The 23,200-nt window shown below is 38.6% G+C and carries 29 protein-coding genes and 1 tRNA gene; 18 read left to right on the top strand and 12 right to left on the bottom strand.

Annotation, left to right across the window (positions count from 1 at the left end; all coding sequences use genetic code 11):
• Positions 1–5: 5 nt before the first annotated feature.
• Positions 6–1,457, bottom strand: coding sequence for a proline--tRNA ligase (locus HZC31_05630; protein ID MBI5002843.1), 1,452 nt, complete (start codon positions 1,455–1,457; stop codon positions 6–8).
• A gap of 125 nt (positions 1,458–1,582) precedes the next feature.
• On the opposite strand from HZC31_05630, the gene HZC31_05625 reads away from it, so the two are divergent.
• The 4 genes from HZC31_05625 to HZC31_05610 all read left to right on the top strand — a co-directional run bounded on the left by HZC31_05625 (position 1,583) and on the right by HZC31_05610 (position 5,261).
• Positions 1,583–2,308 carry a hypothetical protein gene (locus HZC31_05625; protein ID MBI5002842.1) on the top strand — a complete coding sequence of 242 codons (726 nt, stop codon included), beginning with the start codon at positions 1,583–1,585 and terminating at the stop codon, positions 2,306–2,308.
• Positions 2,309–2,632: 324 nt separating this feature from the next.
• A complete protein-coding gene (locus HZC31_05620) occupies positions 2,633–3,208 on the top strand; it encodes a class I SAM-dependent methyltransferase (GenBank protein ID MBI5002841.1) in 576 nt (191 codons plus the stop codon).
• Between the two features lie 49 nt (positions 3,209–3,257).
• Positions 3,258–3,542 (top strand): hypothetical protein, encoded by a 285-nt coding sequence (locus HZC31_05615; GenBank protein MBI5002840.1) that lies wholly within the window; start codon positions 3,258–3,260, stop codon positions 3,540–3,542.
• A gap of 45 nt (positions 3,543–3,587) precedes the next feature.
• Positions 3,588–5,261 carry an FAD-dependent thymidylate synthase gene (locus HZC31_05610; GenBank protein ID MBI5002839.1) on the top strand — a complete coding sequence of 558 codons (1,674 nt, stop codon included), beginning with the start codon at positions 3,588–3,590 and terminating at the stop codon, positions 5,259–5,261.
• Positions 5,262–5,296: 35 nt separating this feature from the next.
• On the opposite strand, the gene HZC31_05605 is transcribed toward HZC31_05610, so the two are convergent.
• Both HZC31_05605 and HZC31_05600 read right to left on the bottom strand, forming a co-directional pair.
• On the bottom strand, positions 5,297–5,896 hold the full coding sequence (locus HZC31_05605) for a nucleotidyltransferase domain-containing protein (GenBank protein MBI5002838.1): 600 nt from the start codon (positions 5,894–5,896) through the stop codon (positions 5,297–5,299).
• A complete protein-coding gene (locus HZC31_05600; protein ID MBI5002837.1) occupies positions 5,889–6,320 on the bottom strand; it encodes a hypothetical protein in 432 nt (143 codons plus the stop codon). The genes HZC31_05605 and HZC31_05600 overlap by 8 nt, the downstream gene beginning before the upstream one ends.
• Before the next feature lie 1,024 nt (positions 6,321–7,344).
• Here HZC31_05600 and HZC31_05595 point away from each other — a divergent pair.
• The 5 genes from HZC31_05595 (at position 7,345) to HZC31_05575 (ending at position 10,882) form a co-directional block, all read left to right on the top strand.
• Positions 7,345–7,647 (top strand): hypothetical protein, encoded by a 303-nt coding sequence (locus HZC31_05595; protein MBI5002836.1) that lies wholly within the window; start codon positions 7,345–7,347, stop codon positions 7,645–7,647.
• Positions 7,648–8,027: 380 nt separating this feature from the next.
• A complete protein-coding gene (locus tag HZC31_05590) occupies positions 8,028–8,177 on the top strand; it encodes a hypothetical protein (protein ID MBI5002835.1) in 150 nt (49 codons plus the stop codon).
• Entirely contained in the window at positions 8,170–9,555 is a 1,386-nt protein-coding gene (locus HZC31_05585) for a hypothetical protein (protein ID MBI5002834.1), read from the top strand. The genes HZC31_05590 and HZC31_05585 overlap by 8 nt, the downstream gene beginning before the upstream one ends.
• Before the next feature lies 1 nt (position 9,556).
• Positions 9,557–10,600, top strand: coding sequence for an XcyI family restriction endonuclease (locus HZC31_05580; GenBank protein MBI5002833.1), 1,044 nt, complete (start codon positions 9,557–9,559; stop codon positions 10,598–10,600).
• A complete protein-coding gene (locus tag HZC31_05575) occupies positions 10,601–10,882 on the top strand; it encodes a hypothetical protein (protein MBI5002832.1) in 282 nt (93 codons plus the stop codon).
• A gap of 354 nt (positions 10,883–11,236) precedes the next feature.
• Here the strand turns inward: HZC31_05575 and HZC31_05570 are convergent, their stop codons facing one another.
• The gene (locus HZC31_05570) at positions 11,237–11,587 is read right to left on the bottom strand and encodes a hypothetical protein (GenBank protein MBI5002831.1); all 351 of its coding nucleotides are present in this window, start codon (positions 11,585–11,587) and stop codon (positions 11,237–11,239) included.
• A 202-nt stretch (positions 11,588–11,789) separates the two neighbouring features.
• Here HZC31_05570 and HZC31_05565 point away from each other — a divergent pair, with 202 nt between their 5' ends.
• The gene (locus tag HZC31_05565) at positions 11,790–12,617 is read left to right on the top strand and encodes a tyrosine-type recombinase/integrase (protein ID MBI5002830.1); all 828 of its coding nucleotides are present in this window, start codon (positions 11,790–11,792) and stop codon (positions 12,615–12,617) included.
• Here HZC31_05565 and HZC31_05560 read toward each other — a convergent pair.
• The 8 genes from HZC31_05560 to HZC31_05525 all read right to left on the bottom strand — a co-directional run bounded on the left by HZC31_05560 (position 12,614) and on the right by HZC31_05525 (position 16,983).
• Positions 12,614–13,180 (bottom strand): hypothetical protein, encoded by a 567-nt coding sequence (locus HZC31_05560; GenBank protein ID MBI5002829.1) that lies wholly within the window; start codon positions 13,178–13,180, stop codon positions 12,614–12,616. The two genes, HZC31_05565 and HZC31_05560, sit on opposite strands and share 4 nt — an antisense overlap.
• A gap of 10 nt (positions 13,181–13,190) precedes the next feature.
• Positions 13,191–13,670 (bottom strand): isoprenylcysteine carboxylmethyltransferase family protein, encoded by a 480-nt coding sequence (locus HZC31_05555; protein MBI5002828.1) that lies wholly within the window; start codon positions 13,668–13,670, stop codon positions 13,191–13,193.
• 1 nt (position 13,671) lies between these two features.
• Complete coding sequence (locus tag HZC31_05550) at positions 13,672–14,604, bottom strand: hydroxyacid dehydrogenase (protein ID MBI5002827.1); 933 nt, start codon at positions 14,602–14,604, stop codon at positions 13,672–13,674.
• 265 nt (positions 14,605–14,869) lie between these two features.
• Positions 14,870–14,943, bottom strand: a tRNA-Arg gene (locus tag HZC31_05545).
• Positions 14,944–15,004: 61 nt separating this feature from the next.
• On the bottom strand, positions 15,005–15,658 hold the full coding sequence (locus HZC31_05540; protein ID MBI5002826.1) for an ATP-binding protein: 654 nt from the start codon (positions 15,656–15,658) through the stop codon (positions 15,005–15,007).
• A 100-nt stretch (positions 15,659–15,758) separates the two neighbouring features.
• Positions 15,759–16,295: a hypothetical protein gene (locus HZC31_05535; GenBank protein MBI5002825.1), complete on the bottom strand. Its 537-nt coding sequence runs from the start codon at positions 16,293–16,295 to the stop codon at positions 15,759–15,761.
• Positions 16,296–16,391: 96 nt separating this feature from the next.
• A complete protein-coding gene (albA, locus tag HZC31_05530; protein MBI5002824.1) occupies positions 16,392–16,724 on the bottom strand; it encodes a DNA-binding protein Alba in 333 nt (110 codons plus the stop codon).
• 67 nt (positions 16,725–16,791) lie between these two features.
• Complete coding sequence (locus tag HZC31_05525) at positions 16,792–16,983, bottom strand: 30S ribosomal protein S17e (protein MBI5002823.1); 192 nt, start codon at positions 16,981–16,983, stop codon at positions 16,792–16,794.
• 514 nt (positions 16,984–17,497) lie between these two features.
• On the opposite strand from HZC31_05525, the gene HZC31_05520 reads away from it, so the two are divergent.
• From HZC31_05520 to HZC31_05485, 8 genes are all read left to right on the top strand, one after another.
• Entirely contained in the window at positions 17,498–17,857 is a 360-nt protein-coding gene (locus HZC31_05520) for a hypothetical protein (GenBank protein MBI5002822.1), read from the top strand.
• Between the two features lie 46 nt (positions 17,858–17,903).
• A complete protein-coding gene (locus HZC31_05515; GenBank protein ID MBI5002821.1) occupies positions 17,904–18,470 on the top strand; it encodes a (d)CMP kinase in 567 nt (188 codons plus the stop codon).
• 123 nt (positions 18,471–18,593) lie between these two features.
• Positions 18,594–19,271 (top strand): peptidylprolyl isomerase, encoded by a 678-nt coding sequence (locus tag HZC31_05510; protein MBI5002820.1) that lies wholly within the window; start codon positions 18,594–18,596, stop codon positions 19,269–19,271.
• Positions 19,272–19,598: 327 nt separating this feature from the next.
• On the top strand, positions 19,599–20,645 hold the full coding sequence (gene ftsZ, locus HZC31_05505; GenBank protein MBI5002819.1) for a cell division protein FtsZ: 1,047 nt from the start codon (positions 19,599–19,601) through the stop codon (positions 20,643–20,645).
• Positions 20,646–20,676: 31 nt separating this feature from the next.
• Complete coding sequence (locus tag HZC31_05500; protein ID MBI5002818.1) at positions 20,677–20,901, top strand: protein translocase SEC61 complex subunit gamma; 225 nt, start codon at positions 20,677–20,679, stop codon at positions 20,899–20,901.
• A 32-nt stretch (positions 20,902–20,933) separates the two neighbouring features.
• Complete coding sequence (locus HZC31_05495; GenBank protein MBI5002817.1) at positions 20,934–21,524, top strand: transcription elongation factor Spt5; 591 nt, start codon at positions 20,934–20,936, stop codon at positions 21,522–21,524.
• 47 nt (positions 21,525–21,571) lie between these two features.
• Positions 21,572–22,414 carry a hypothetical protein gene (locus HZC31_05490; protein MBI5002816.1) on the top strand — a complete coding sequence of 281 codons (843 nt, stop codon included), beginning with the start codon at positions 21,572–21,574 and terminating at the stop codon, positions 22,412–22,414.
• A gap of 123 nt (positions 22,415–22,537) precedes the next feature.
• Complete coding sequence (locus tag HZC31_05485) at positions 22,538–23,056, top strand: DUF4199 domain-containing protein (GenBank protein ID MBI5002815.1); 519 nt, start codon at positions 22,538–22,540, stop codon at positions 23,054–23,056.
• Positions 23,057–23,200 lie beyond the last annotated feature (144 nt).

Below are 23,200 nucleotides of genomic sequence, written 5' to 3'. Positions count from 1 at the left end.
AGAATTCAATAATTCCTCGCAAAAAGAACTTCAATCGTCGCGTCTTTGCCCGAATAGAAACATTTTTTCCCTTTTGGAACAGGACTGTCTAATGGAATGCATCTGCTCGTGACACCGGATGTTTTTTCTTTTATTTCTAATTCCGCTTGTTCGTCTTCATGGAAATACACTTTAACCCATTTTTTGTTTTTGATTGCTTTGACAAACTCATCCCAGTTTGTCGCGTGGCCGGTATTCTCTTTCAGATGCTTTTCTGCTTTTGTAAACAATTCCGCTTGCATGTTTTCTAACGCTTTTGGAATTTCTTTCTTGATATCAGTGAGTTGAACAATCTCTTTCTTTCCTGTATGTCTATGCGCGACAATGCAGTGCTTTTTTTCCAAATCTTTTGGCCCTATTTCAATTCGGAGTGGAACTCCTTTCATTTCCCACTCATTGAATTTCCAACCAGGAGAATATTCTGTTCTGTCATCTAGTTTGACTTTGATCCCTTCTTTTTCTAAATCATGAACAATCTTTTCTGCTGCTTTCAACACTTTTTCTTTGCTGTCTTCGAAAAGAATTGGAACAATGACTACTTGTGTTGCCGTGATCTTTGGGGGAAGCACCAATCCTTTATCATCGCTGTGCATCATCACTATCGCGCCGATTAAGCGTGTAGAAATTCCCCATGATCCTTGCCATGGCAATTCGTCTTTCATTTCTTTATTCTTGAAACTGATGTTGAACGCTTTCGCAAACCCTTGTCCTAAATTATGCGATGTTCCGCATTGGAGCGCTTTGCCATCTGGCATGAGTGTTTCAATAGTATAGGTTGTCTTTGCGCCCGCGAATTTTTCTTTCTCTGTTTTTCTTCCTGTCACAACAGGGATTGCGAGGAGTTCTTCGCAAAGTTTTTTGTATTCATTGAGATACTCTTTTGCTTCTTTATCGCATTCCTGTTCTGTTTCATAGACACAATGGCCTTCTTGCCATAGGAATTCTCTCGATCTCAAAAAGAGTTTGCAGTCTTGCACTTCCCATCTACAGATATTACACCATTGGTTTATTTTTAATGGAAGATCCCTCCAGCTTCTGATCCAGTGTGAAAATGTATCGTACATAATTGTTTCAGATGTTGGTCGGATCGCGTACCGTTGTTTGTCTTCTCCTCTCGCTTCTACCCACGCGACTTCTGCTTTGAATCCTTTCGCGTGCGTCGCTTCCCGCTGAAAAAAGGATTCTGGAATGAACATTGGGAAGTACGCGTTTTTGACGCCGTACTTTGCCATCACGGGATTGAAATAATCTTGGATCGCCTGCCAGATCGCGTAGGCTCCTGGTCTAATGACCATGCATCCTTTTATTGGCGCATGTTCCGCCATTTCGCTTTTGAGAAGGACTTGTTCATACCATTCTGGCATATTTTCTTCTTTTTTGACAGTGATGCCTTTGTTGTTTTGTTCAGGTTTGGACATGAGTAAGAATAAATGTAAGGTTGTTTATATAGATTTTGTAACAGTTCTGTTCATCTTTTGTAATAGTTTGTTCTCTTCGTTCACAAACTATATAAACCTTCGAAAAAGCTTGTATCCTGAAAAACATGGTTGTGGGTATCTTTCTTAAACAACAAGCAGAAAATGAACGTCTTCTCCAGGAAGCGAGAAAAGTCATGAATCAGCAGTCCGCGCTTCTTGAAAAAAAGTTGGAAGTAAAAGAGCAAACTGCAAAAGAAGACCAAGCAAAAGAAATCCAAGCTAAAAAAGAAGACAAACCGCAACATAATTCTCTTCAGCACGATCCTACTGTTTCTGTTCCGTTATTATCTTTACTCGTTGATGCACTGAAAAAAGAAAAGAAAGAGGGTACTCAAGGAAAGGATGGGGAAGAGACCCTCGAAACTATTACTGGTGATTCTGAAACAGAAACAAAAAAAGAAAGCAAGGACGCGATTGTCGCTCTTGCGGATCGCATCAAACGTTTATACGCAAACGAGATGATGCAACAGGCATACACCGCAGCACAAGGAAATTATACAGGGCTTGCACGGTATCAAAATGAAGCTGGCGTGCAGGTATCAAATGTCTATAAAGCAACGTATCAACAAGATGATTATGGCGCTGCGCAGAAAAACGAAGAACTTGAGAAGAAGCGAAGTGAAAGCAGTACCTACTCAAAACTCGCAGGTGGCGATAAACCAATGGCATTTATCATGACTGATCCTCGTGGACGATTGCATAGCACATGGGAAATTGTTCGTGTTCTGAATGAGACCGCAGATGGGAAAATTGAACGAAATGATGGTTTGCATTATCAGGGATTGTCGTAGTTCTCTTTTTATTGCCACACCACATACTTTCTGTTTTTTTTATTTCATTTTTAAAAAATAAACAAAAATATTTGGGGATTCTCAAGGACTGTCAGGCGATTATTTTACTATAAATGTGCGTGTTGCAGAAAACAACATGGCCAGACGGAGCGAACCACGTTCCTATGCCTGAACGAAGTGAAGGCTAGGGTTGTGGTTTGTGAAGTAGGGCGTGCGAACTTGTGAGCACGACCGTCTGTGCCAGTGTTGTTGTTTTCTGCGCTATATTTTATTTCTTCTAAAACTAAAGATACAATTATAAATCTCTAAAGAAAACTTTCATTCATGAAACCGGAAATACTCACTCTCTTGAAATCCATCGACTCCTACGCGCAAAAAAATCATGACAAATGCTGGTGTGTTCCTTTTGACGAAGGACAATTTCTTCATCTTCTCGTTTCTATCGCAAAACCAAAATTCATTCTGGAAATAGGTACTTCGATTGGTTTTTCGACAATTTGGCTTGCAACTGCCGCTGCGGAATATGGGGGCAAAGTAAAGACTATTGAAATTCACGCAGAACGCGCAAAAATCGCGCAAGAGCATTTTACACAAGCAAAACTGAATAACATAACGCTTCTTCAAGGAGACGCAGCCGCGCTTCTCAAAGATATGAAAGCGCCTTTTGATTTTGTTTTCTTAGATGGCGGAAAAGAACATTATCTTGAACAACTTCAGATTCTAGAAAAGAATGGATGTGTTACTAAAGGAACAATTATTGTTGCTGATAACGCGGTTGTCAAAGAACATAAAAAAAATGATAAAATTCTTGCATACTTAGAACATGTTCGGCATTCTGGGAAATATAAGAGCAGTTATCTTCCCTTTGAGAATGGCGTTGAAGTGAGTTATCGAGAATAAGATTCTAAACCAAAGAATTATATACTTCAAGCGGCAAAAACAGCATATTATGACGAAAGCGCAGAAAGATGTTCTTTTGATGACCTTTGTCGGATTTGTCGCAATACTTGGACTTCTGGTGCTCTTTCTTCATGGCAATGACCTGTCGCTTACAGGCGTTTCTCTTGATGATGAGTCCTTAATTGGGCAGGCTGTCAAAGCAATGACTGTGTGCGGGCCATCACAAAAAGCAACCTGTCAACAGATGCAAAATCGCTGTTCAACGATGAAAGGAGCTTGGTCGGGGGATTGCAACAGTTGTAAAATCGCGTGCACTATTCCAAAGAAGAAATGAGCGTAAATAATTAAACATTTAAAGCGGGCAAAATTGCTTTTTCTCATGGCATATACTCCTGAAGAACGAGAAGCACTTTTACGGTTTGTTACTTCTGTTGACGCCCCTATTTACGCTGTCAAAGATATTCCTCCTGAAATGTTTGGCGCGTTGGGAAGTTATTTCAGCAGAAACCCTAAAGACTTTCGTGATCATATTCTTGATTTTATTAAAGGAACATTAACAGAAGATCCAGAACTCCCAGAAGAAGTTCGGATCAAACAACGAGAAGAAAATCTGAAAGTGTTTTTGAACTCTGACTATAAAACATCGAGTCAGGTCTTGAAATCAGGCATGGAGAAATCTCGTGATTTTTTCAGTCGATGGTATGGCAAATACGGACATAAAAGCATCGCAAACGTTGTTTGGCAGGGCTATGTTGGCATTGGTCAAAGCCAGCTTGTCGCGCGGCAGCTTGCGTTTGATCAACTCGCTTTTTTTATTGAAATGTCCACTCGCTATGTTGATTTCAACAGCTGCCAATGGTACAAAGATCCGGACATCATGAATTCTGCGTTTAGCCAGTTGTATTGCGAAACCATTGAGATGCTGATTAAGACATATAATTATTTTATTGAGCATGGAAAATTGCATTACAAACGAAAATTTCCTTTTGATACATGGAAACAGAAACAATCTGATAGCGATAAACAAAAAAGCGACGCGTTTTTGGCGCGAAAATATGACCGCGAAATCGCTGCAAAAGCGTTTGATCTTGCGCGTTATTGTTTACCACAAGCAATGCCGACGAATTTCGCGTGGATTCTTGACGCGCGCTCTACTGAGTTTGACATTGCCGCATGGAAAGAACATCCGCTTGCTGAAATAAGGAATGCCGCAGCGATGATTGAAAGCGCTGGTGGGCAGACACTTCCTTCTCTGTTGAAACATACAGATAATAATCCATACTATGGAGATAAATATTATCGTTACCATGGTTCTTTTTCCGCTGACGCGCATACGCTTCCTGGCAAAAAACAATTGAAGCTGCTCTATCATCATCCTGGCGCGCTGGAACTTGTGCTTGCACACGTTCTTTCGAATACAAACTCTATCGCGTTTACTGACGCCCAAAAATTATTGCAGCATAAAACAATGCAAGAGAAAATGGAGATGCTCAAGCGACTTGTCGCAAAACGAACGAGGTATGATGAATGGGTTGACGCGGCATTCCAAATGGTGAATGTTTGTGTTGAATGGACATCAGACGTTGGCGCTATTCGCGATCTTCGCAGACACCAGAAAAACCAACGCTGCGAAATGAATTACACGCTTGATATGGGTTATTCTATTCCGCACGATGTTTTGGAAATGGGGCCAGACGCGTTGCAGGTGTTCAAGGACGCGATGGAACGAACCCATGACGCGGAAAAGAAAATCAGAAAGAAATTTCCTTATCAAGCGCAGTACATTATTCCGATGGCTTGCTTGACGACTTTGCGCATGAACATGGATCTTGATCAAGTGCAGTACATGATTTATACGCGATCCACTCCAGAAGGACATGAATCGTATCGATGGGATGTGTTTCATCTTTGTGAAGAGATTGCGAAAGTCTATCCTTGGATTCTTGGCTATGAAACATATCCTGTTGGAAAGAATATACTTGACGTATACAAGGACGCGCCTTTCAAGGATATTATTCGGATGCGAACTGAGGAGACGACGCTGCATCAATAAGAACACATCCTCTTTTTTTCAAGAGGGTAATTATGTCATTTCCATATTTCTTCAAATTTATATTCTACTCTTTCGTTTGCAAGAAATTGTGTTATTTCTTTGAGCGCAAGAGCAGGAACAATAAAAACTCTTGGTGATAAAATCTTTCCATTCTGTTTTTGGACTACTCCTTGGTCAATGTATTCTTTTTCTATTCTTCCAAACAGTTTTCTGAGAACACGAGCCCTCTTTTTTGGTTCTTTACTTGGAACAAAAGAAAAAAGAAGATATTTTTTCATTCCACTGCCCGTACTTTGACCAAAAATAATAAGTCCTTCTCGCTCAATGCTTTCCTTTAAGTCCCATTCATCAAGAGAACCTACTTTTACTCTCAGTGGATTAGTAATGCCTTTCAATTCCCATTTTTTTCCTTCTATTGCATATAGTTTTTTCAAAGCACTCTCACTTACTCTTTTTATAGCTGCCTCATCCATTTTCTTTATATCAATAAAAATATCTATGTCACTGTCTTTATCAAAATCCCCGCGCGCAACTGAACCAAAAAGATAGATTGCACTTATTTTATCTTCTATCTTTTCTCTAAAGAGGTAGCTAACATACACATAGCAAAGTGCAATGAGATCTTGTCTACTCAATATCCTCACCTAATTCCTTTAACTCTTTGATCATGCGTTCCTTTAATTGCATAAATGTTTTGAGAACGAGCTCTATTTGCTCAGTTTTTGAATTTCCATAGATAAGATTATCCCTATTTTCTTCTATGCGGTAGATAAGATCATAAATATCTTTCTTGGAAGGAAAATCAACGTCAAGTTTTCTCTCAATAAGCGGCTTTATTTTTTGTTCTGCTTTTGGACGCTCGAACCAATTATGCTTAACGGTCTTTCCAGTTGTAATTATATTCTTTTTATGAAGATACAGTTCAAGCAGTTCAGTAGAACATGCACTCGTATGAAAACCTATTGTAGCGGGTCTTTTTTCTATACCTTTGTCTATTGCTTCATTAATTTCTTCTATATGTTCTTTTATGTGCTTTTTATGTAATGCGATACTTGCCATTTGGTATTATTTATACCAATACTATTTAAATTTTTCGGTACAAAATAAACCAAAAATTGGTATAAAATAAACCAGAATACGAGAAAATTTTTATACTATTGATGAAATCAAAGAGTGGTTGAAACATGGAGAAATTAAAGACTTCAAAAGATAAAGAACGATATCAATTTGTTATTGATGAGATTCAAAAGTTTGAAAAACTCATTAAAGGACATAAGAAATTATTAGCTGCAATCGGAAATTTGTGATTCTCATTCTTCGCGCCGCCAAAATGTCGTTTGTCAAGAACCACCGATCACCGCTCCCTTCGGTCGCTATAGATCGGTGGCATGATCTCGGTGGTTCTTGAGCATGTTACGAATATAGCACCTTCAAAAAACGAAGGTGGACTTGTCCACTGGTTACTAAACCAGTGGTATATTCGAAACATATTAATAATTTGTAAATTATTAATTCCAATAATTGCACTGCAATTATTGTTAACCCAACGCGTTATGCGCACCCTTTGCGCATTGGCGTGGTTAAACGAAACCCGTCGTTTAGAAAATAAAAATTCCAATCGCCCCAAGGGGCGGGGTATTAAGAGAGACGAGTGTTGGGATTTTTAATGTTGGAAATACCCCTAATGATAAAAAAGCGGTAACCCAACCGTTGCAAGCAACGGGGTATTTCCAACAAATAACGCCCGGCAAAAGGGAAAATTGAACGAAACATCGGAATTTAACGAAGTTTATTTTTCAGAGCGGAGGAATTTTGAGGCAACCCACAAAATTCCGACCTCGAAAAATAAATTTGGGAGAGCAGGGGAAAACGCTTGGCGTTTTAGGCGAAGCCGACCGTGCGAACCGTTAAATTCCTGTTAGTTTCTTTTCCCATACGTAGTGTGGGAAAATTTCGTCCGAAAAGTTGGCGAGCGAGCGTTAAAAAATCTTCAAGGCAGGGGGTCTTTGTATCTATTGTTAAATAGTAAATTACCGAAAGATTTAAAAAGATTGACTTATTACTCGTTTGTGTGGTGAATCGAATGAACGGAAGTACAGTAAACTTAGAACACTTAGCGTATGATGGAGCAAATTTTGCTCATAGTGAAAGAGAACCAACAAGTATGAGTCCATTAATTAAAGGTCCAAGACCATTTTTTTATCAATGGACAAAAGATGAGGGAATGGAAATTCTAGTTTTTGAAGATCCGACAAAACCTGATACAGCTAAACTTTTTAGATATAATAAGAAACAAATTTACGGTGGAGTTGATTTGGAAAATGACACGCCAGCAGTTGTTGGAGATCAAGTAGTTGAAGTTCTCAAAGAATATGCAAGTAGATAAAATCTAAAGACACCCTGCCAATTAATTTTAATCTTTTTCTCTTAATATTAGCTCGCTCGCCAATTGAAACTAACATCGGCATTAACCGAAGTCGGCGAAGCCGATTTGGACGAAGAAACCTGCAAGGTTTCGGAGTCGGTTAATGCCTGTTATATTCTCCCGATAGGGATTGATTTTTAGTGCAACGATGCCGAAGGCAAAAAATCAAAGTCGTCGTGTCTATTGTTTTTTATGGGGGTTTCCGCCGCCGTTTTTTGCTTCTTTTTTCTAAAAAAAGAAGATAGGGGGATTTCCGTTATTTTGCTTCTTTTTCAAAAAGAAGGTTTTCACTGGACAAGTGTGCGTAAGATTTATAAATATATGAGTTTATATGAAATCATATGGGGAGAAAAACTATTGCTTTAAGTGTTGATGAAGATATCTATGATAAATACAAAGAATATTGTAAAAAGAACTTTGTCGTCTTATCACGAAAAATTGAAGATTTTATGAAAAAAGATTTAGAAAATGGTGATAAGGAAAATGACTAATTCAAATCGTTTAGAATTAGAGAGCAAATATGCAAATTTAATAGAGGTAAATCAAGCACTAAATCGCCAACTGGTTAGTTTTCAAGCAAATAAGAGAATTCCTATTTACAATTGGTTTAGCTTCAAGGAAGGATTCTCATCAGATATGATTAAACTTTTTATCAAAGAATCACAAATCAAAGGGGGGAAAATTTTTGATCCGTTTGCTGGTTCTTGTACCACATTATTGAGTGCTAAAGAAAATGGTTTTGATTCAGTTGGAATTGAAATTATGCCTGTGGGGGACTTTATCTTAAAATCAAAACTCCTATTAGAAAATTATGATGTTGACAAGCTTTCAAAGGATATAAAAGAATTGAGAAAAATAGATTTTGAAAAATACCCCACTAATCCAGAAAACTCATTTAAGCACGTTAGAATAACTGAAAAAGCATTTCCAAAAAATACTGAAAGGAAATTAAATGGATTCTTGAATTACCTCCAAACTCTAAAAGATGCTCAGCTAAAACAGATTCTAAGTTTCGCTTGTTTTAGTATATTAGAGAAAATAAGTTATACAAGAAAAGATGGCCAATATCTAAGATGGGACTATCGAGCAAAAAAAGGAAAAACAAGCTTTGATAAGGGTAAGATTCTCGGTTTTGAGGAAGCATTATTTGCTCAACTCAATCAAATTCTGAGCGATCTAAGAAATATGAAAACTTTCAATACAAAAAATAGAAGTAATGCAGAGATTAAATTGCACTCTGGCTCGTGTCTTGAAGTATTGCCAAAAATAAATAATGATTCTTTTAGTTTAGTTATCTCTTCGCCACCATATTGCAATAGGTATGATTATACAAGGACTTATGCTTTAGAATTAGTTTATCTTGGACTTGGTGAAGATGGTATTAGAAATTTAAGGCAAAGTTTGTTATCTGCAACAGTTGAAAATAAAGACAAGATTGATTTTTTAAAGAATATCTACGAGCAGAATAACAGGGGATTAGATTTTGTAAAGGCAGAAAAGGTATTTAATAAAAACAAAGCATTGCAGGAAGTTTTAGAAATTCTTGAAAAACATAAAGAAGAAAAAAAACTCAATAATCCCGGTATATATAGAATGGTAAAAAATTATTTTTACGAGCACGCATTTGTTATTATGGAAATGGCCAGAGCATTGAAAAAAGGTGGGAAAATATATTATGTAAATGATAATGTAAGATATGCTGGCGAGGTCATCCCTGTTGATTTAATCTTATCTGAATTTGCCAAAGAGTTTGGTCTAAAAGTTGGCAAGATATATAAACTCCAGAACGGTAAAGGTAATAGCAGTCAGCAAATGGGTAAACATGGAAGACAGGAAGTAAGAAAATGTGTTTATGTTTGGGAGAAATAAAATGGCAACAGATGAAAGAAAACAATTATTGATTGAAGCACACAGGATTAATTACCGGCTTCGATCAACATTCTTTTATAGAAAGCTTAACGAGTATAATACTTATGAATTTCCAGAAACAATTCAAAAACTTATACCGATCTCAAAGGATTATGACTGGGCAAAATACAATGAATGGGGAATAACAAAAGAAGCTTTTGAGCAGATTAATAAATCAGGTTTAAGTTTGATTCAGGTTTTTGCTCATCCTCGATTATTGAGAGAGCATCCTCTTTTAATAGCCTATTATAGAAATGTTGCGGCATTGTCTCAAAAATCGGTAAGTTATCTTAGTGGAGTGCACCCGATAAGATTTGAGAATGGCGATAAGAATGATTTGACAGAAACTCAGGCTGTTCAGTTGTCCAAATTATTCAACGAGCACATTTCTTTGATAATTGAGAGTGCGCTTGAAGGTTTTAACAACGACCATATTAAAGGGCTGTTGTTTGCTTCGACTGGTGCTCAAATAGATGGTTCATGGAGAAATGCCATAGGCGATGAAGCAGAAAAAGTAGTGCAAAAATTACTAATAAAAGAAGCGATTGATAGGTCGCAACTTACAGCTTTTCTGCTTAGAGACAATCATTCAGGAGTTGAACGATTTGATGATGGAAAGATAAAAGAACAATTGGATAGAGTCAGAGAGTTTAAGGGTTTTACTTTGAAAAACAAGCGTTCTGTTCTATTTTCCAGCGAGCCAGATGTTTCAATATTGGATAAGGATGGTTCTACAATAGCAGTTATCGAGGTTAAGGGAGGTACTGATCCTGCTGGAGCTTTGGAGCGTTATGGTGCGGCCAAAAAGTCATTTGAGGAAGCATTAAGACATAATGCAAAGGTTATTACAATTTTTGTAGCAAGCTGTATAACTTCTGAGGTAGAAGGCAGGGTAAAGAGCGATAAAACTATTCAACACTATTACAATTTGACAGCGATTTTAACACATGAAGATAAGAGGGAAAAATTCTTAGACTATATTTTTAAGAAATTGTTGAGATGCTAAATGAGTAACCCGCTTGAAAATCTTTTAGATGTAAAAGGCATAATTGGAACAATTGTACTTGTTTTTGTAGTGATTGTTCTTCTTTTAGTTATCAGTGAACTGAAAGAAAGCCCATTAGGACAAAATGAACAAGCCAAAGAAACACTTGAAAGTGCAGAAAATTCAATAAGCATTTTGACAAATGGTTATTTTCTTGCAGGCAGTATTGCAGGAATTATTGGTTTAATTGCTTTCTTTGTATGGTTATTCAAAAAATTTGAAAGTGGTGGCGGAGTAATATAATTTTTCACGAAGTGAGACAAAATGTCCGCAGGACTTAGGAAATCCCCCCATTAAATTTCTTTTTCATAAAAAAAGGCTAAATGTCCGATAGGACTAAAGGCGGAAACCCCCTCGTAATAAATCTACACGACGATTGAATATAACGTCAGGGATATACGAAGTTTTTCTGTAGCGTAGCGGAAGAAAAATTTGGGTGAGGGGCGAGCCGAGCCCCGAACCGTATATCCCTTGTTAAACGACCCGAGTGGAGCGTAGCGGAACGAGAGCGCAGCGTGGCACGCAGCGAAGCGGAGTGAGTAGAATTTTCACTTTTATCAATAATTGCGAAGCAACAATATTTAAGAGTCGGTAACCTTAATATTTCCATCTTACAGCTATAATAATTAGACCTAAAACAAACACTGTTAAACCTAAGAAACCAGTAATATCTCCGTTAAGATATGGAATAGGTGAATATGCGAGTAATGCTGTTATTATCATGGTAATTACGCATAACCTTACACCGTTTTTTCTTGTTAACAGTTTAGAGGAATTTTTCATTGTAGGTCCGCAAGCTATTACGATTACTACGCCAAGAACAAAAATCATTGCACCAAGAATATCAATATCAATTTCCCATAAACTATAGGTTAGGAAGTTAAGTAGAAAGATTGCTATCCCAATTGCACATAGTATAATTCCATTTTTTCTTGTAAGCCATTTCATAATGTTATTTAAATTAACAGATTTAATAAAGGTTTGTTTTTTCAAGGTTACCAATTTTTTCTTTAAAGTGAAAATTCTATTTCGTTTAACACCTATTAGATGAACTTTTCACAAGAAAAGTTTATCTAATTGAGTAAATACTTTACATTTTGTAAACAAAAAAGCAGTTGGGTTTAAATATCATGAAAACAAAAACAGCACTATGCTCGACCAACACTACACCCAACAACTCACAGACAAACTCACCCTGAAAGGATACAGCCCTAAAACTATCAAAGTCTACTCCTACTTCATCAGTCAATTCTTCAAAACAGTCAATAAAACACCAGAATCTATCACCAAAACAGACATCGAAAACTATCTTCTCACGTTGATAAACAAAAACTATTACACCGCTACTGTTCGCCTCAATGGTGCTGCACTTCTCTTCTTCTTTCAACACGTCCTCAAACGAGAATTAGACTTAACAAACATCATAATACCAAAAAGAGAACAAAAATTGCCAAAAGTCCTGTCAAAACCACAAGTCATGGCAATGATCGAACAAACAACCAATAAAAAACACAAACTCCTTTTGCTGTTCTTATATTCTGGTGGATTACGAATCAGCGAATGTCTCGCGTTACAATGGAAAGACATTGATTTAGACAACAACATCATTCGCGTCAATCAGGGAAAAGGAAAAAAAGATAGAATCACGTTGTTGGCGGAAACAACAAAAAAAGAACTCTTCCAATTTGTGTTAGACAAACAAAATAATTCCACATACATTTTCACCGGAAGAAATGGAAAACTCACCATAAAGAGCGCACAACTTATTGTCGCTCAGGCAGCACAAAAAGCGAAAATCCTCATGAACGTCACCCCGCACATGCTTCGCCACAGCTTTGCGACGCATTTGCTCGATCAAGGAACTGATATTCGCTACATTCAAGACCTTCTCGGACATAGCAGTTTACGGACAACACAAATCTACACGCATGTTTCAAAAAGAAATATAGCTGGAATAAAAAGTCCAATCGATTATTAGAACACATCCTGATTCTTTACAAACTCAACATATCCTTTCGCAAGCACAGGTTTTCCCTGTTCTACAACAAATCTAAATGGCAATGAAATCTCTTCTCCTTCTTCAATGGGAATAACGAGTTCTTCAATAAATTCAAACTCTGAAAATTTCTTTCCATCCATGATCTTTTTTGCGACGTACACTGCGGTATTGGTGCTCATCTGCTCTTCGCCAAGATTTCTGCGCTCCGCGTCCATCTTTTCGCTGAGCTCTTTCTTTGTTCTTTGCTGCGGTGGCCAGTCGCCAAGAATGCCGCCAAACACTAAATAATCAAATGTTTGCTTATCCTTTGATTCCAATGTCTTTGACGCAGCAGGATCGAGAATGCAGACTTTTTTTAGATGAAGCTCTTTGACAGATTTTTCTTCTACGTTTCCAAGCAGTTCTAACTTCTTTTTGTCTTCTGCTTTTTTGATGTTGGTAAAGATCAGCTGTTCTTTTCCAACAATTTCAGAAATGTGCGTGTATTCTACCATGCACCATTCGTAAATTTCTGGATCCAGATGTTCGATGATGTACTTCATTGTTTTCCCTTTATATTATCCACGGAATTAGCGCTTTTACTTTTTTCTTGTATTCCACATATTCGTCTCCAAAATGCGCAATGAGTGTTTGTTCTTCGACATGAATGCGATACAATAATGCTGGAAACACCAGAAGAAGTCCAGTTACGAGTCCAAGAAAACTGTTTGTGATGAGAATAAATCCGACAAATGAAATAATCCCCGCAGTGTAAATTGGATGACGGACATACTTGTAGATTCCTGTGGTGATGAGTTTGTGTTCTTTTTGCAGCGCGACAAAAACACTGAATTGCTTATGTAACAGTATTCTTGAGGTCAATCTCAGCGCATATCCCGCGATAAATAAAATAACTCCTGCATAATACCATTTTTTTGCTTCATACAATGTCCAGTGGAGCACATAAAAATCATAAAGCGAGGCGCTGAGAAAGAGAACAGCAGTAACGACAATTATCCAGAATGATCCTTTATCGAGGGGGTGCTTTTCCATTTTATACCTTCAGAAACTCTTTTGTTTTTGCTGCGGCGTACAATCCTGCTTGATGAATTGCTTCATGTGTTGAACCCGCGATGTGTGGGGTGATAATAAGATTGTCATGCGTTTTTGCGTATCTTATGAGAAAGCTTGTCTGTTTGAGTGGTTCTTCAGGGAAAACGTCTAACGCCGTCCCCGCGATCTTTTTTTGTTCCAACGCTTCAACAAGGTCTTTTTCCACAACGACTTCTCCTCGTGAGCAGTTGAGTAGAATCGCGTTTGGTTTGAGCAGCGCAAGTTTTTCTTTGTTCATCATACCTTTTGTTTCTGGGGTGAGCAGAACGTGCAGCGTGATGACATCCGCTTCTTTCAATAACGTATTCATGTCTTTTTGTGTTGCATGATGCTGTACGAAATCTTCTGGCTTCAGATATGGATCGTAGGCGAGAATTTCCATGCCAAACGCTCGTGCTCGTGCTGCGATGTCTCGTCCAATTCTGCCAAAGCCGACAACACCAAGCTTTTTTCCAGAAATTTCTGTGCCCATGTACGCTGGCCGATTCCATTCTCCTCTGAGTAATGACGCGTGCGCTGCTGGAATTTTTCTGATGAGTGTGAGAAGAAGCGCAAGGGTGTGTTCCGCTGTCGCAATCGTGTTTGCGCCCTGCAACGCAATGACTTCAATTCCTTTCTTTTTCGCGTATTCGATGTCAATGTGGTCTGTTCCTGTTGTTGCTGTCGCGATGACTTTGAGATTTGTCGCTGCGTCTAAGAGATGCTTGTCTACTGTTGTATCGACGCGGATTGCGAGAATATGATATTCTGCGATGTGTTTGAGGAGGTCTTCAGAAGAATATTGTTTGACGGTCACTTCACTGAACTGTTGAAATGCTTGCACTGCTTCTTTGTTAAAGTACGCAGGAGCTGTTATGAGTGTTTTGAGTTTCATTTGATTCGCCAATTTAGTTTATAATCGCTTAACAAACACAAAATCACTCTTCATATATTTTTTATATTTTAATAAAAAATAGATTGCGTAGACAGACAAGGTCTTGCGGAGTGATTAATGGATGCGCTGGTGCGTGTTAGAGTGTATGTGACAATAAATGAGCCTGCGAGGCTTCTCACATAAGGAAATGCTTTCCTTATCAACCTCTGTGCGCTTCGCTTACGCTCAGCAGCACAGTTCTGTCTTATTCTTTTATAACAATAAATGAGCCTGCGAGGATTTGAACCCCGGTCAGCCGGTCCGAAGCCGGCCGCACTATCCAAGCTATGCTACAGGCCCAATACTATTTGTTTGATCTCTACGCTCCTTTTAATATTTTGTTGTCGCTGATCAAAAAGAGCTAAACTAAATACAATAGGATCACTTGAAAACTATCTCTTACCCGTTCTGACCCTACAAAAGTATTATTCATAGAATAAAGAGCTTTTCCATGACCTCTTGATTCTTGTTTTTTGCCAGTCATAATGGTAATTTCTTCTGGAGAGAGATTACTTAGAATTGTTCCGTTTCCTTTATCCTCAACAATAGTGAGAATTCCTCTCTCACCACCATACATACGAACCTTAACAGGACCATTCTCACCGTATAATGAACCATGCTCAATTGCATTGACCACTGCTTCTTCTACAATTGCTTCATATTTTGGTGCTTTCTCTTTCTCTGCAAAATACGCAAAAATGAATTCACTGATCCTCGTCTCATTATACGCATTAAAATATTCTTCAGAAAGATCTTTCATCGCATCTCTATTTCCTTCTCTTACTTTTGCGCGTCTTTCATTAATATTACGTAGTGCTTCTGGAAGTACTGCATTTCGATCAAACTCCCACTCAAAATCCCAATAAAAAGAATTGCCTTTGTATGTAAATCTTCCTTCTTCAAAATTTGGTGCTTCTAGAAGGTCTCTTATTGCATTATCAAGCGTATCTATTTGTATTAGTGAACCAATTCTTTCTCGAGCAATAGTGCTTTTCAACGATTCTACAACTACCATGCAGTGGTTAATTAGAGTCTGTTTTTAAATATTTGCTCAGAAAATCAAATGAAAGAAAACAAAACTAAAAAATAAAAGTAAAAAAGAAAAATAAAATAGCTTATTCTGTAGCTTCTTCAGCAGCGACACATGCTCCTGCGGAACATTTGTCTGATGGGCAGTCATACGTTTCTCTTCCATGGCTTCCATCTTCTTCACAGTAGCTTTCATATAATCGTCCAGGGTAATTTTCATTTTCACTGCATCGGTCAAAGTCTGTGACGCCTCGTGCATCAACTATGTTTCCCGCAAGTTCATAATTTTTACCGCCATCACTGTCTGTACAGCCTGCTTGTGACGCGCCTTCATACGCAGCTTCTGTTGTTTCTTCAGCTACTACTTCTTCTGTTGTAGTTTCCTCTGTTGTTTCTGTTTCGGTCGCTTCTTCTTCAGCAGCTGCTTCCTCAGCGCTTTCAGTTGCTTCTTCGACAACTGCTTCATCTCCAGTCTCTTCAACAGCAGGCTGTTCTGCGACAACTTCTGCTGGCGCTGTTTCTTCTGTTGTTTCTCCTTCAGCAGTTTCTGTTGTTTCACTGCCACAGCCCGCGATAACAAGCGCGGCAACCAATATACCTAACACAAATAATAATTTTTTCATACTCAATCCCTCCTGTTTTCAATATCGATAGTATAGTATTTTACTCTATCACAGAATTGTCACTTCTTCGATCTTTATAAAATTTTAGAAATCATTCTATTCCTGAAGTGTTTCTTCAGCTCTATTTTGAGAATCTCCCTCTGTACCATCTCTTTTTGTCAGCACTATTTCTATTGTCGAGACTCTGATATTTTTCCCTTCTTCATTTTCAAAGCCTTCACTGCCAATGTTAATTGCCTTGACATCAATTTGGTCTGTGAGAAAACGTTTTGTCGCGACTTCAGAAACATCCACTGCTCGGGATATGAATTTTCCTCGTGCTTTGACAATCACTTCAGAAGCTTCCTTTGTGGTGAACTGCATCACGATACTGGTTACATAATTCATAAACGGCTTGTTGCCTATAAAAATAGAGTTATCACCTGTCATCTACGCCACCTCTTTTTTTAACAGTCAATGTTGAAAAATGAAAGGAATCAAAAAAATAGTCTTCTATTTACTCTGTGCTTTTTTGCATGATTCGTGTTACATATCCCGCAACAGTGTTTCTGATTTTTTTGGATTTTGTGTCCAAATATTTTGAAACAAGTTCCTTATTTTCCGCAAAACTTTTCTTGAACGCGGTCGGATACGCTTTCACTAACTGGTTTGTCGCTCTTTTAATCGGCATTGTTTTAATTCTACCCATGTCATCACTCCTCATATAATGTATTTGTTTCCATCAAAAAACAAAAACACCTTTATAATTGTTTCTATTTATTATCTTATTTGTTTCTTGGAAGGTACAAAAGAAGGAATTTGGATAGTTTTTTTTAGATATAACAAAAACAACAACAACAATGGCACAGACGGTCAACTTTTTGGCTTTTCGACTAATCGCTGTGCCAAAAAGCTTGTCCTACTTCACAAAATTTGCGACGCAAATTTTGCTCCGTCTATATGGGAAGAAATCTGTTTTGATTAAAATGCTTCATTATCCTGTTACTTCTTCCCATAATACGTAAACTCCCTTTGTTGTTTTATTGTTGAAGGAGTTCACGATGACCATGTTGTTGTTTTTGTTTCTAAGAAGACACACAAGGTCTCACAAGAATTGTTCGACCTTGTGTGCAGAGACGCGAGCGTTAGTCGAGTGTCTTCTTTTCTTCTATTTATTTTATGATCTAAAAATATTTAAACAAAAGAATTATGATCTTGATATTATGTTCTTCAACAATATCCTCTTCGACATCCTTATCTTCATTCTTGCAGCGATTCCTTTGTATTTTGCTGTTGACTTCCTTGGCGGCAAAACATCATTCCTCAACGTTGTTTTAGTAAATTTGGTCACTGGTGTGTTGTATTCTGTTTTACGTTCATGGTCTTTCTTTGGCGGAATACTCGCATTTATCCTCATGCTCTGGATTTATCACGAAGTTTTCCGACTGAAATGGTTTAAAGCATTCCTCGCGTGGCTCTTGCAGTTTGTTTTTATGGCGTTGTTTTATTTGCTGTTGTTTTTCATCGGATTACTGTTTGGCATTACTTTCTTCATGAGCATGATGCCCTGGAGAATGTTCTGAACAGTTTTGAGCAACATTAATATAGAACTTCCTTCTTTTATTCTCTATGGCTGCAAAAAATACGACCAACCAAAAACCTATTCGCATCACTATCTCTGGCGAAGCTGGCTCTGGCAAAAGCACTGTCGCGGACATTATCGCGAACAAACTAAAACTGAAACGACATTCTACAGGAGATTACATGCGCACGATGGCTGCTGCACGCGGCGTGACGATTATTGAACTCAACAAAATTGGCGAAACAGATCCTTCTATAGATAAGGAACTCGACGACTGGCAGAAGAAATTAGAGAAAAAAAAAGACGAAGGATTTGTTCTTGACTCTCGTCTGGGGTTTCATTTTATTCCTTCCAGCATTAAGGTTTTCTTGTCCGCGGACATTAAAGTTCGCGCTGAACGAATCTATAATGATCAACGGCTCGTTGAAGATAATCCTTCTCTCAAAAAAACCATTGAAAATATCAAAAAACGTCAGACTTTGGAGCGAGAGCGCTATAAAGAAAAATATGGGATAGATTATCTTGACTTTAAGAAATATGATCTTGTTCTTGACACAACTAAGATGAGCCCTTCTGAAGTTGCGGAGAAGGTTATTGCGTTTGTGAAAAAGTAAAAATTTCCACAACATTTAAAAACATCCTCCAAATAACTTCTCTTATTCTTTACTTCTTCGACGGAACTCATCGTGAGGTAGTTTGACGAAGTATGAGAGCTTAAATTATAGCGAGGGATTATGATGACCATCAAAGAAAAAGATTTTGTTGAAATTGAATATACTGGAAAAATCACAGACAGCAATATTGTTTTCGATACCACAAGCCAAAGCGACGCAAAAGCAGCTGGCATTTTCAATCCAAAGACAGAATACAAACCAATGATTATTTGCATTGGGCAAGGTCATGTTCTCAAAGGCATTGACAAATTCCTCGTGGGCAAAGAACTTGGAAAAGAATACACTGTTGATCTTATTCCAGAAGAAGGGTTTGGCAAAAAACGAGCAGACCTCCTTCAACTTATCGCGACACAGAAATTCAAGAAGCATGGTGTCAATCCTGTTCCAGGATTACAAGTGAACATCGATAATACTATCGGACTTATCAAGACAGTTACTGGTGGACGAACGCTTGTTGATTTCAACCATCCTTGCGCAGGAAAAAATCTAAAATATACTGTCAAAGTTACCAAAGCAGTTACAGACACTAAGCAAAAAGTCCAAGCAATGGCGACTATGCTTTTGGGAGCGCAATTGATTACTACTGTTGATGTCAAAGACAACAACGCATCAATTACGCTGATGTTCAAGCTTCCAGATGAACTCGCAGCAAAAATGACTGAAAAAATCAAGGAATGCGTTCCTGAACTCGCGGAAATTCACTACCTCGAAAAGAAACAAGATCAAGCGAAAAAAGAATAAAAACAGTCCAAAACAAAGAAAATATTTTATAGTCCAAAGGTGCAAAAAAAGAGAGTTGCTCAAAAATGAGCAAAAACCTTTGCCTTTGGCAAAAAAAGAGGGATAACAATGGACGGGATAACAGAAACTACAGCATTTCAGATTACATCAACGGAGAGCGTGGCGCAGCAACCTGCGCAACAACCAGCAGCACAGCCTGCACAACAACAACCACAGCCAGTTGCTCCACAGACACAAAAACCCGCTGCGTCTGTTATTCCACACGTGCAATCAACGTACAACCCAAAAACATTGGGAACACCAAAATCACCCTCATCACAAGAAATCATGAACATTGACGCTGAACTTGAGGAGCTCCTCACAAGACAACGCGCAACCATTAAAGTTATTGGCTGCGGCGGTGGCGGCAATAACACGATCAACAGAGTCACTGAGGTTGGTATTGAAGGCGCGGAAACTATCGCGATCAACACAGACGCGCAAGACCTCCTCTACACAACCGCTGACAAAAAGATCCTCATCGGCAAGGAACTTACCAAAGGCCTTGGCGCAGGATCCATGCCTCGCGTCGGCGAAGAAGCCGCAGTTGAAAGCGAGCATGAAATCAAAGAAAAACTTACTGGCGCTGATATGGTGTTCATCACTTGCGGTTTGGGCGGTGGAACAGGAACTGGTTCAGCTCCTGTTGTCGCGGAAATCGCGAAAAAATTAGGCGCCCTCACTGTTGGCATTGTCACGATGCCTTTCGCAATGGAAGGAAAACGACGATATGAAAACGCGTTACTCGGGCTTGAAAAACTTGAAGAAAATGTGGATACATTAATCGTTATTCCCAACGAAAAGTTACTTGAGCTTGCTCCTGACTTGCCGTTGCACACCGCGTTCAAAGTTGCTGACGAAATTTTGACCAACGCGGTCAAAGGGATCGCAGAACTTGTTACCAAAGCAGGACTGGTCAACCTTGACTTTGCGGACATCCGCACGGTCATGGGCAACGGCGGTGTCGCGCTTATTGGTGTCGGCGAAAGTGACAGCGATAATAGAGCTGTTGAAGCTGTCGAAAAAGCAATTCACAATCCTTTGCTTGACGTGGACATCTCTGGCGCAAATGGAGCATTGATCAATGTTTCCGGTGGTCCAGACATGACGCTGGAAGAGGCACGAAAGATTGTTGAGACGGTCTCTGAAAAGCTCGATCCAGACGCTCGCATTATCTGGGGCGCGCAAATTTCAGAGGATCTGAAAAATATCATTCGAACTATGTTGATTGTGACCGGCGTCAAGTCTTCGCAGATTTTTGGGAAGACACACAAAGCAGCAGAAAAAGGCCGCAAAGAAATGGAAAATGATTTGGGCATTGAGTTTGTCCATTAAGGTATTATCATAACTGTATGAGGTTTGAACAATGGAAGAAAATCAAGATGGCGTTGGAACACAAACGCACACAAGCACAGGTTGGACGCATAAAATAAAAATGTGGATTTTAGAGTACAAGCGTGTACTTACTGTCACAAAAAAACCAACAAAAGAAGAATATCTTACTGTTGTCAAAATCTCTGGCTTAGGAATCCTGCTTATCGGACTCCTTGGTTTCGCAGTGCAAATGATTGAATTAATGTTTTTCAAATGATGGTGAAAAATTAAATATTTAGGTGAAATACTATGAGTAAAATGGAAGTTATGGAAAATAAAGATGTTGTTGTTGAAAAAAATGATGCTCCTGAAGCAGCAAAACCAGAAGCAAGCGTGCACATTTTCGCACTTCGAACCACTGCGAACAGAGAAGACCAAGTTATGGACTTCATCGCGAACAATGTAACTAAAAAAGGAATGCATGTGTATTCTATTGTTCGTCCTCACGGGATGCGCGGCTACATTTTTATGGAAGCCGCTTCGCGCTCTGACGCGGAACAGGCGTGCTTTAACGTTCCGTACGCGCGAGGCATTTTGCCAAGTGAAATTCAATACAAAGAAATTGAACACATGCTTGAATCTGTCAAACAAGTCATCAATATTGAGAAAGGCGACATTGTTGAACTGATTAGCGGTCCATTCAAACGTGAAAAAGCAAAAATTACGCGAATCGACAAAACAAAAGAAGAATGTGTTGTTGAATTGCTTGAAGCAGCTGTTCCAATTCCAATCACTGTCAAATTGGACGCTGTTAAGGTTATTAGACGAGACACAGAAGACCAGAGCGGTGGCGCAGAGAAAGCACGCGCTGAAGCGATGGATGATGATGAAGGATTTTAGTTTTTGATTTTTTTCTTTTCTTTTTTTCTTGTTCCTGGTGTGAAAAAATGACAAAAAATGAATGGACAACAGAAAGAATAAAGAAACTTTGTTTGCAGGGATTAGTTATTGCTAATAGTACTATTAAGAACCTTGCTGATGCAGGAAAAGAAGAAGTGGATAATGGTGACGCGGTCAATACTGCCACTTCTGCGGATGTCGCGGTTTCTCATGCACTTGTTGATCATTTCAGAAACGCACAAATTCCAGCGGTCATGTACACGGAGGAGTTAGGAAGACAGAATTTTTCTTCATCTCCAAAATTTCTTATAGGTCTCGATGACATTGATGGCACAGAAAATTGGCGGCGAAGTGAAAGTGTGATGCCTTATACTACAATTATTTTTGTCTATGATAATCCACAACCTCTTTTTAGAAATGCGCTTGTTGCAGTGATGCAAGAACATACATCTGGACATGTATGGCTTGCTGTTCGCGGAGAAGGATGTTATTTTAAGAAAAGAGAGTGGTCAGATTTTCAACGCTGTTTTACTTCAGGAGAAATAGCATTGACGCGAAAAACAGGTGTTCGTTTGGATCTTTATGCTATGCGAGACCAACCCGCAGTTATTGCAGCACTCGTTGAAGCGGCGTGGGTAAAAGACGCGGGTTCTTCTGGATATCATTTTGCGGCAGTTAGTAATGGGTGTATTGATGCTTTTGTCAACAGCGGTGGCAAGGGACATGAATTTGGCGCAGGATATTTACTCATACAAGAAGCAGGTGGTTTTGTTGTTGATAGTAAAGGACAATCATATGCTGCAAGATCATTTGATTTTGATGGAAAATATGATTATGTTTGCGCGGCAACAGAACAATTAGGACGTGCAATTCTTAGCAAAATAAAGTAGTTTCTTATTCGAATAACATTAGCAAAAGTAATAAATATTTGTGTGACATATACAATTCTATGAACATAAAAAATATACTCTATAAACCAAAACAATTTAAACTCTGCACTATTACAATTTCTTATGAAGCTTCCCACATTTATTGAAACGATGAAACCAGAACTTCGGTATGGTCTTATTATTGGTTTAGGGGTTTCTCTCTGGGTGCTTGTTGAATTTCTTCTCGGCTTTCACACAACGAGAAAGGATATTGGAGAATTTACTGGTTATCTTTCTGTCATCATCCCTATTCTTGGTTTGTATTCTGGCTTGTTCGCAAAACGAATGGAGAATTTGTCCATCACCTATTGGCAACTTGTCAAAGCAGGCATGATGATGGTTCTTCTTAGCGCGCTCATTATTTCATTGTTTATGGGTTTGTACAACAGTGTTATTCATCCCGAATGGGTTGAAGAAGGGATCGCGTTTGAAAGAGAACGATTGGTGGAAATGAACGCAACGACTGAAGAAATAACTGCGGCAGAAGAAGTTATGGCTGTTGTTTTTAGCACAGAAATGCAGATGATCATCTCTTTTATCGGTGTTGTGTTTGAAGGATTTTTCCTCACTTTATTGATTGCTTGGTTTGTTCAGAAGAAGTAAACCTTAAGAAAATCCGCTAGAAATCCCATAAGTTCAGCTGCGTAGCAGCTGGACGTCCTTTAGGTATGGGATGAATAGCGGTAAGTTTTTCTAGAGAAATATTTCTCTGTTTTTTGGTGGTAAAGTGATGCGCCTCACCGGAGG

Source organism: Candidatus Woesearchaeota archaeon (genome assembly GCA_016214075.1).
Classification (GTDB): domain Archaea; phylum Nanobdellota; class Nanobdellia; order Woesearchaeales; family DSVV01; genus JACRPI01.
This window is presented reverse-complemented; position numbering and strand designations above follow the sequence as displayed.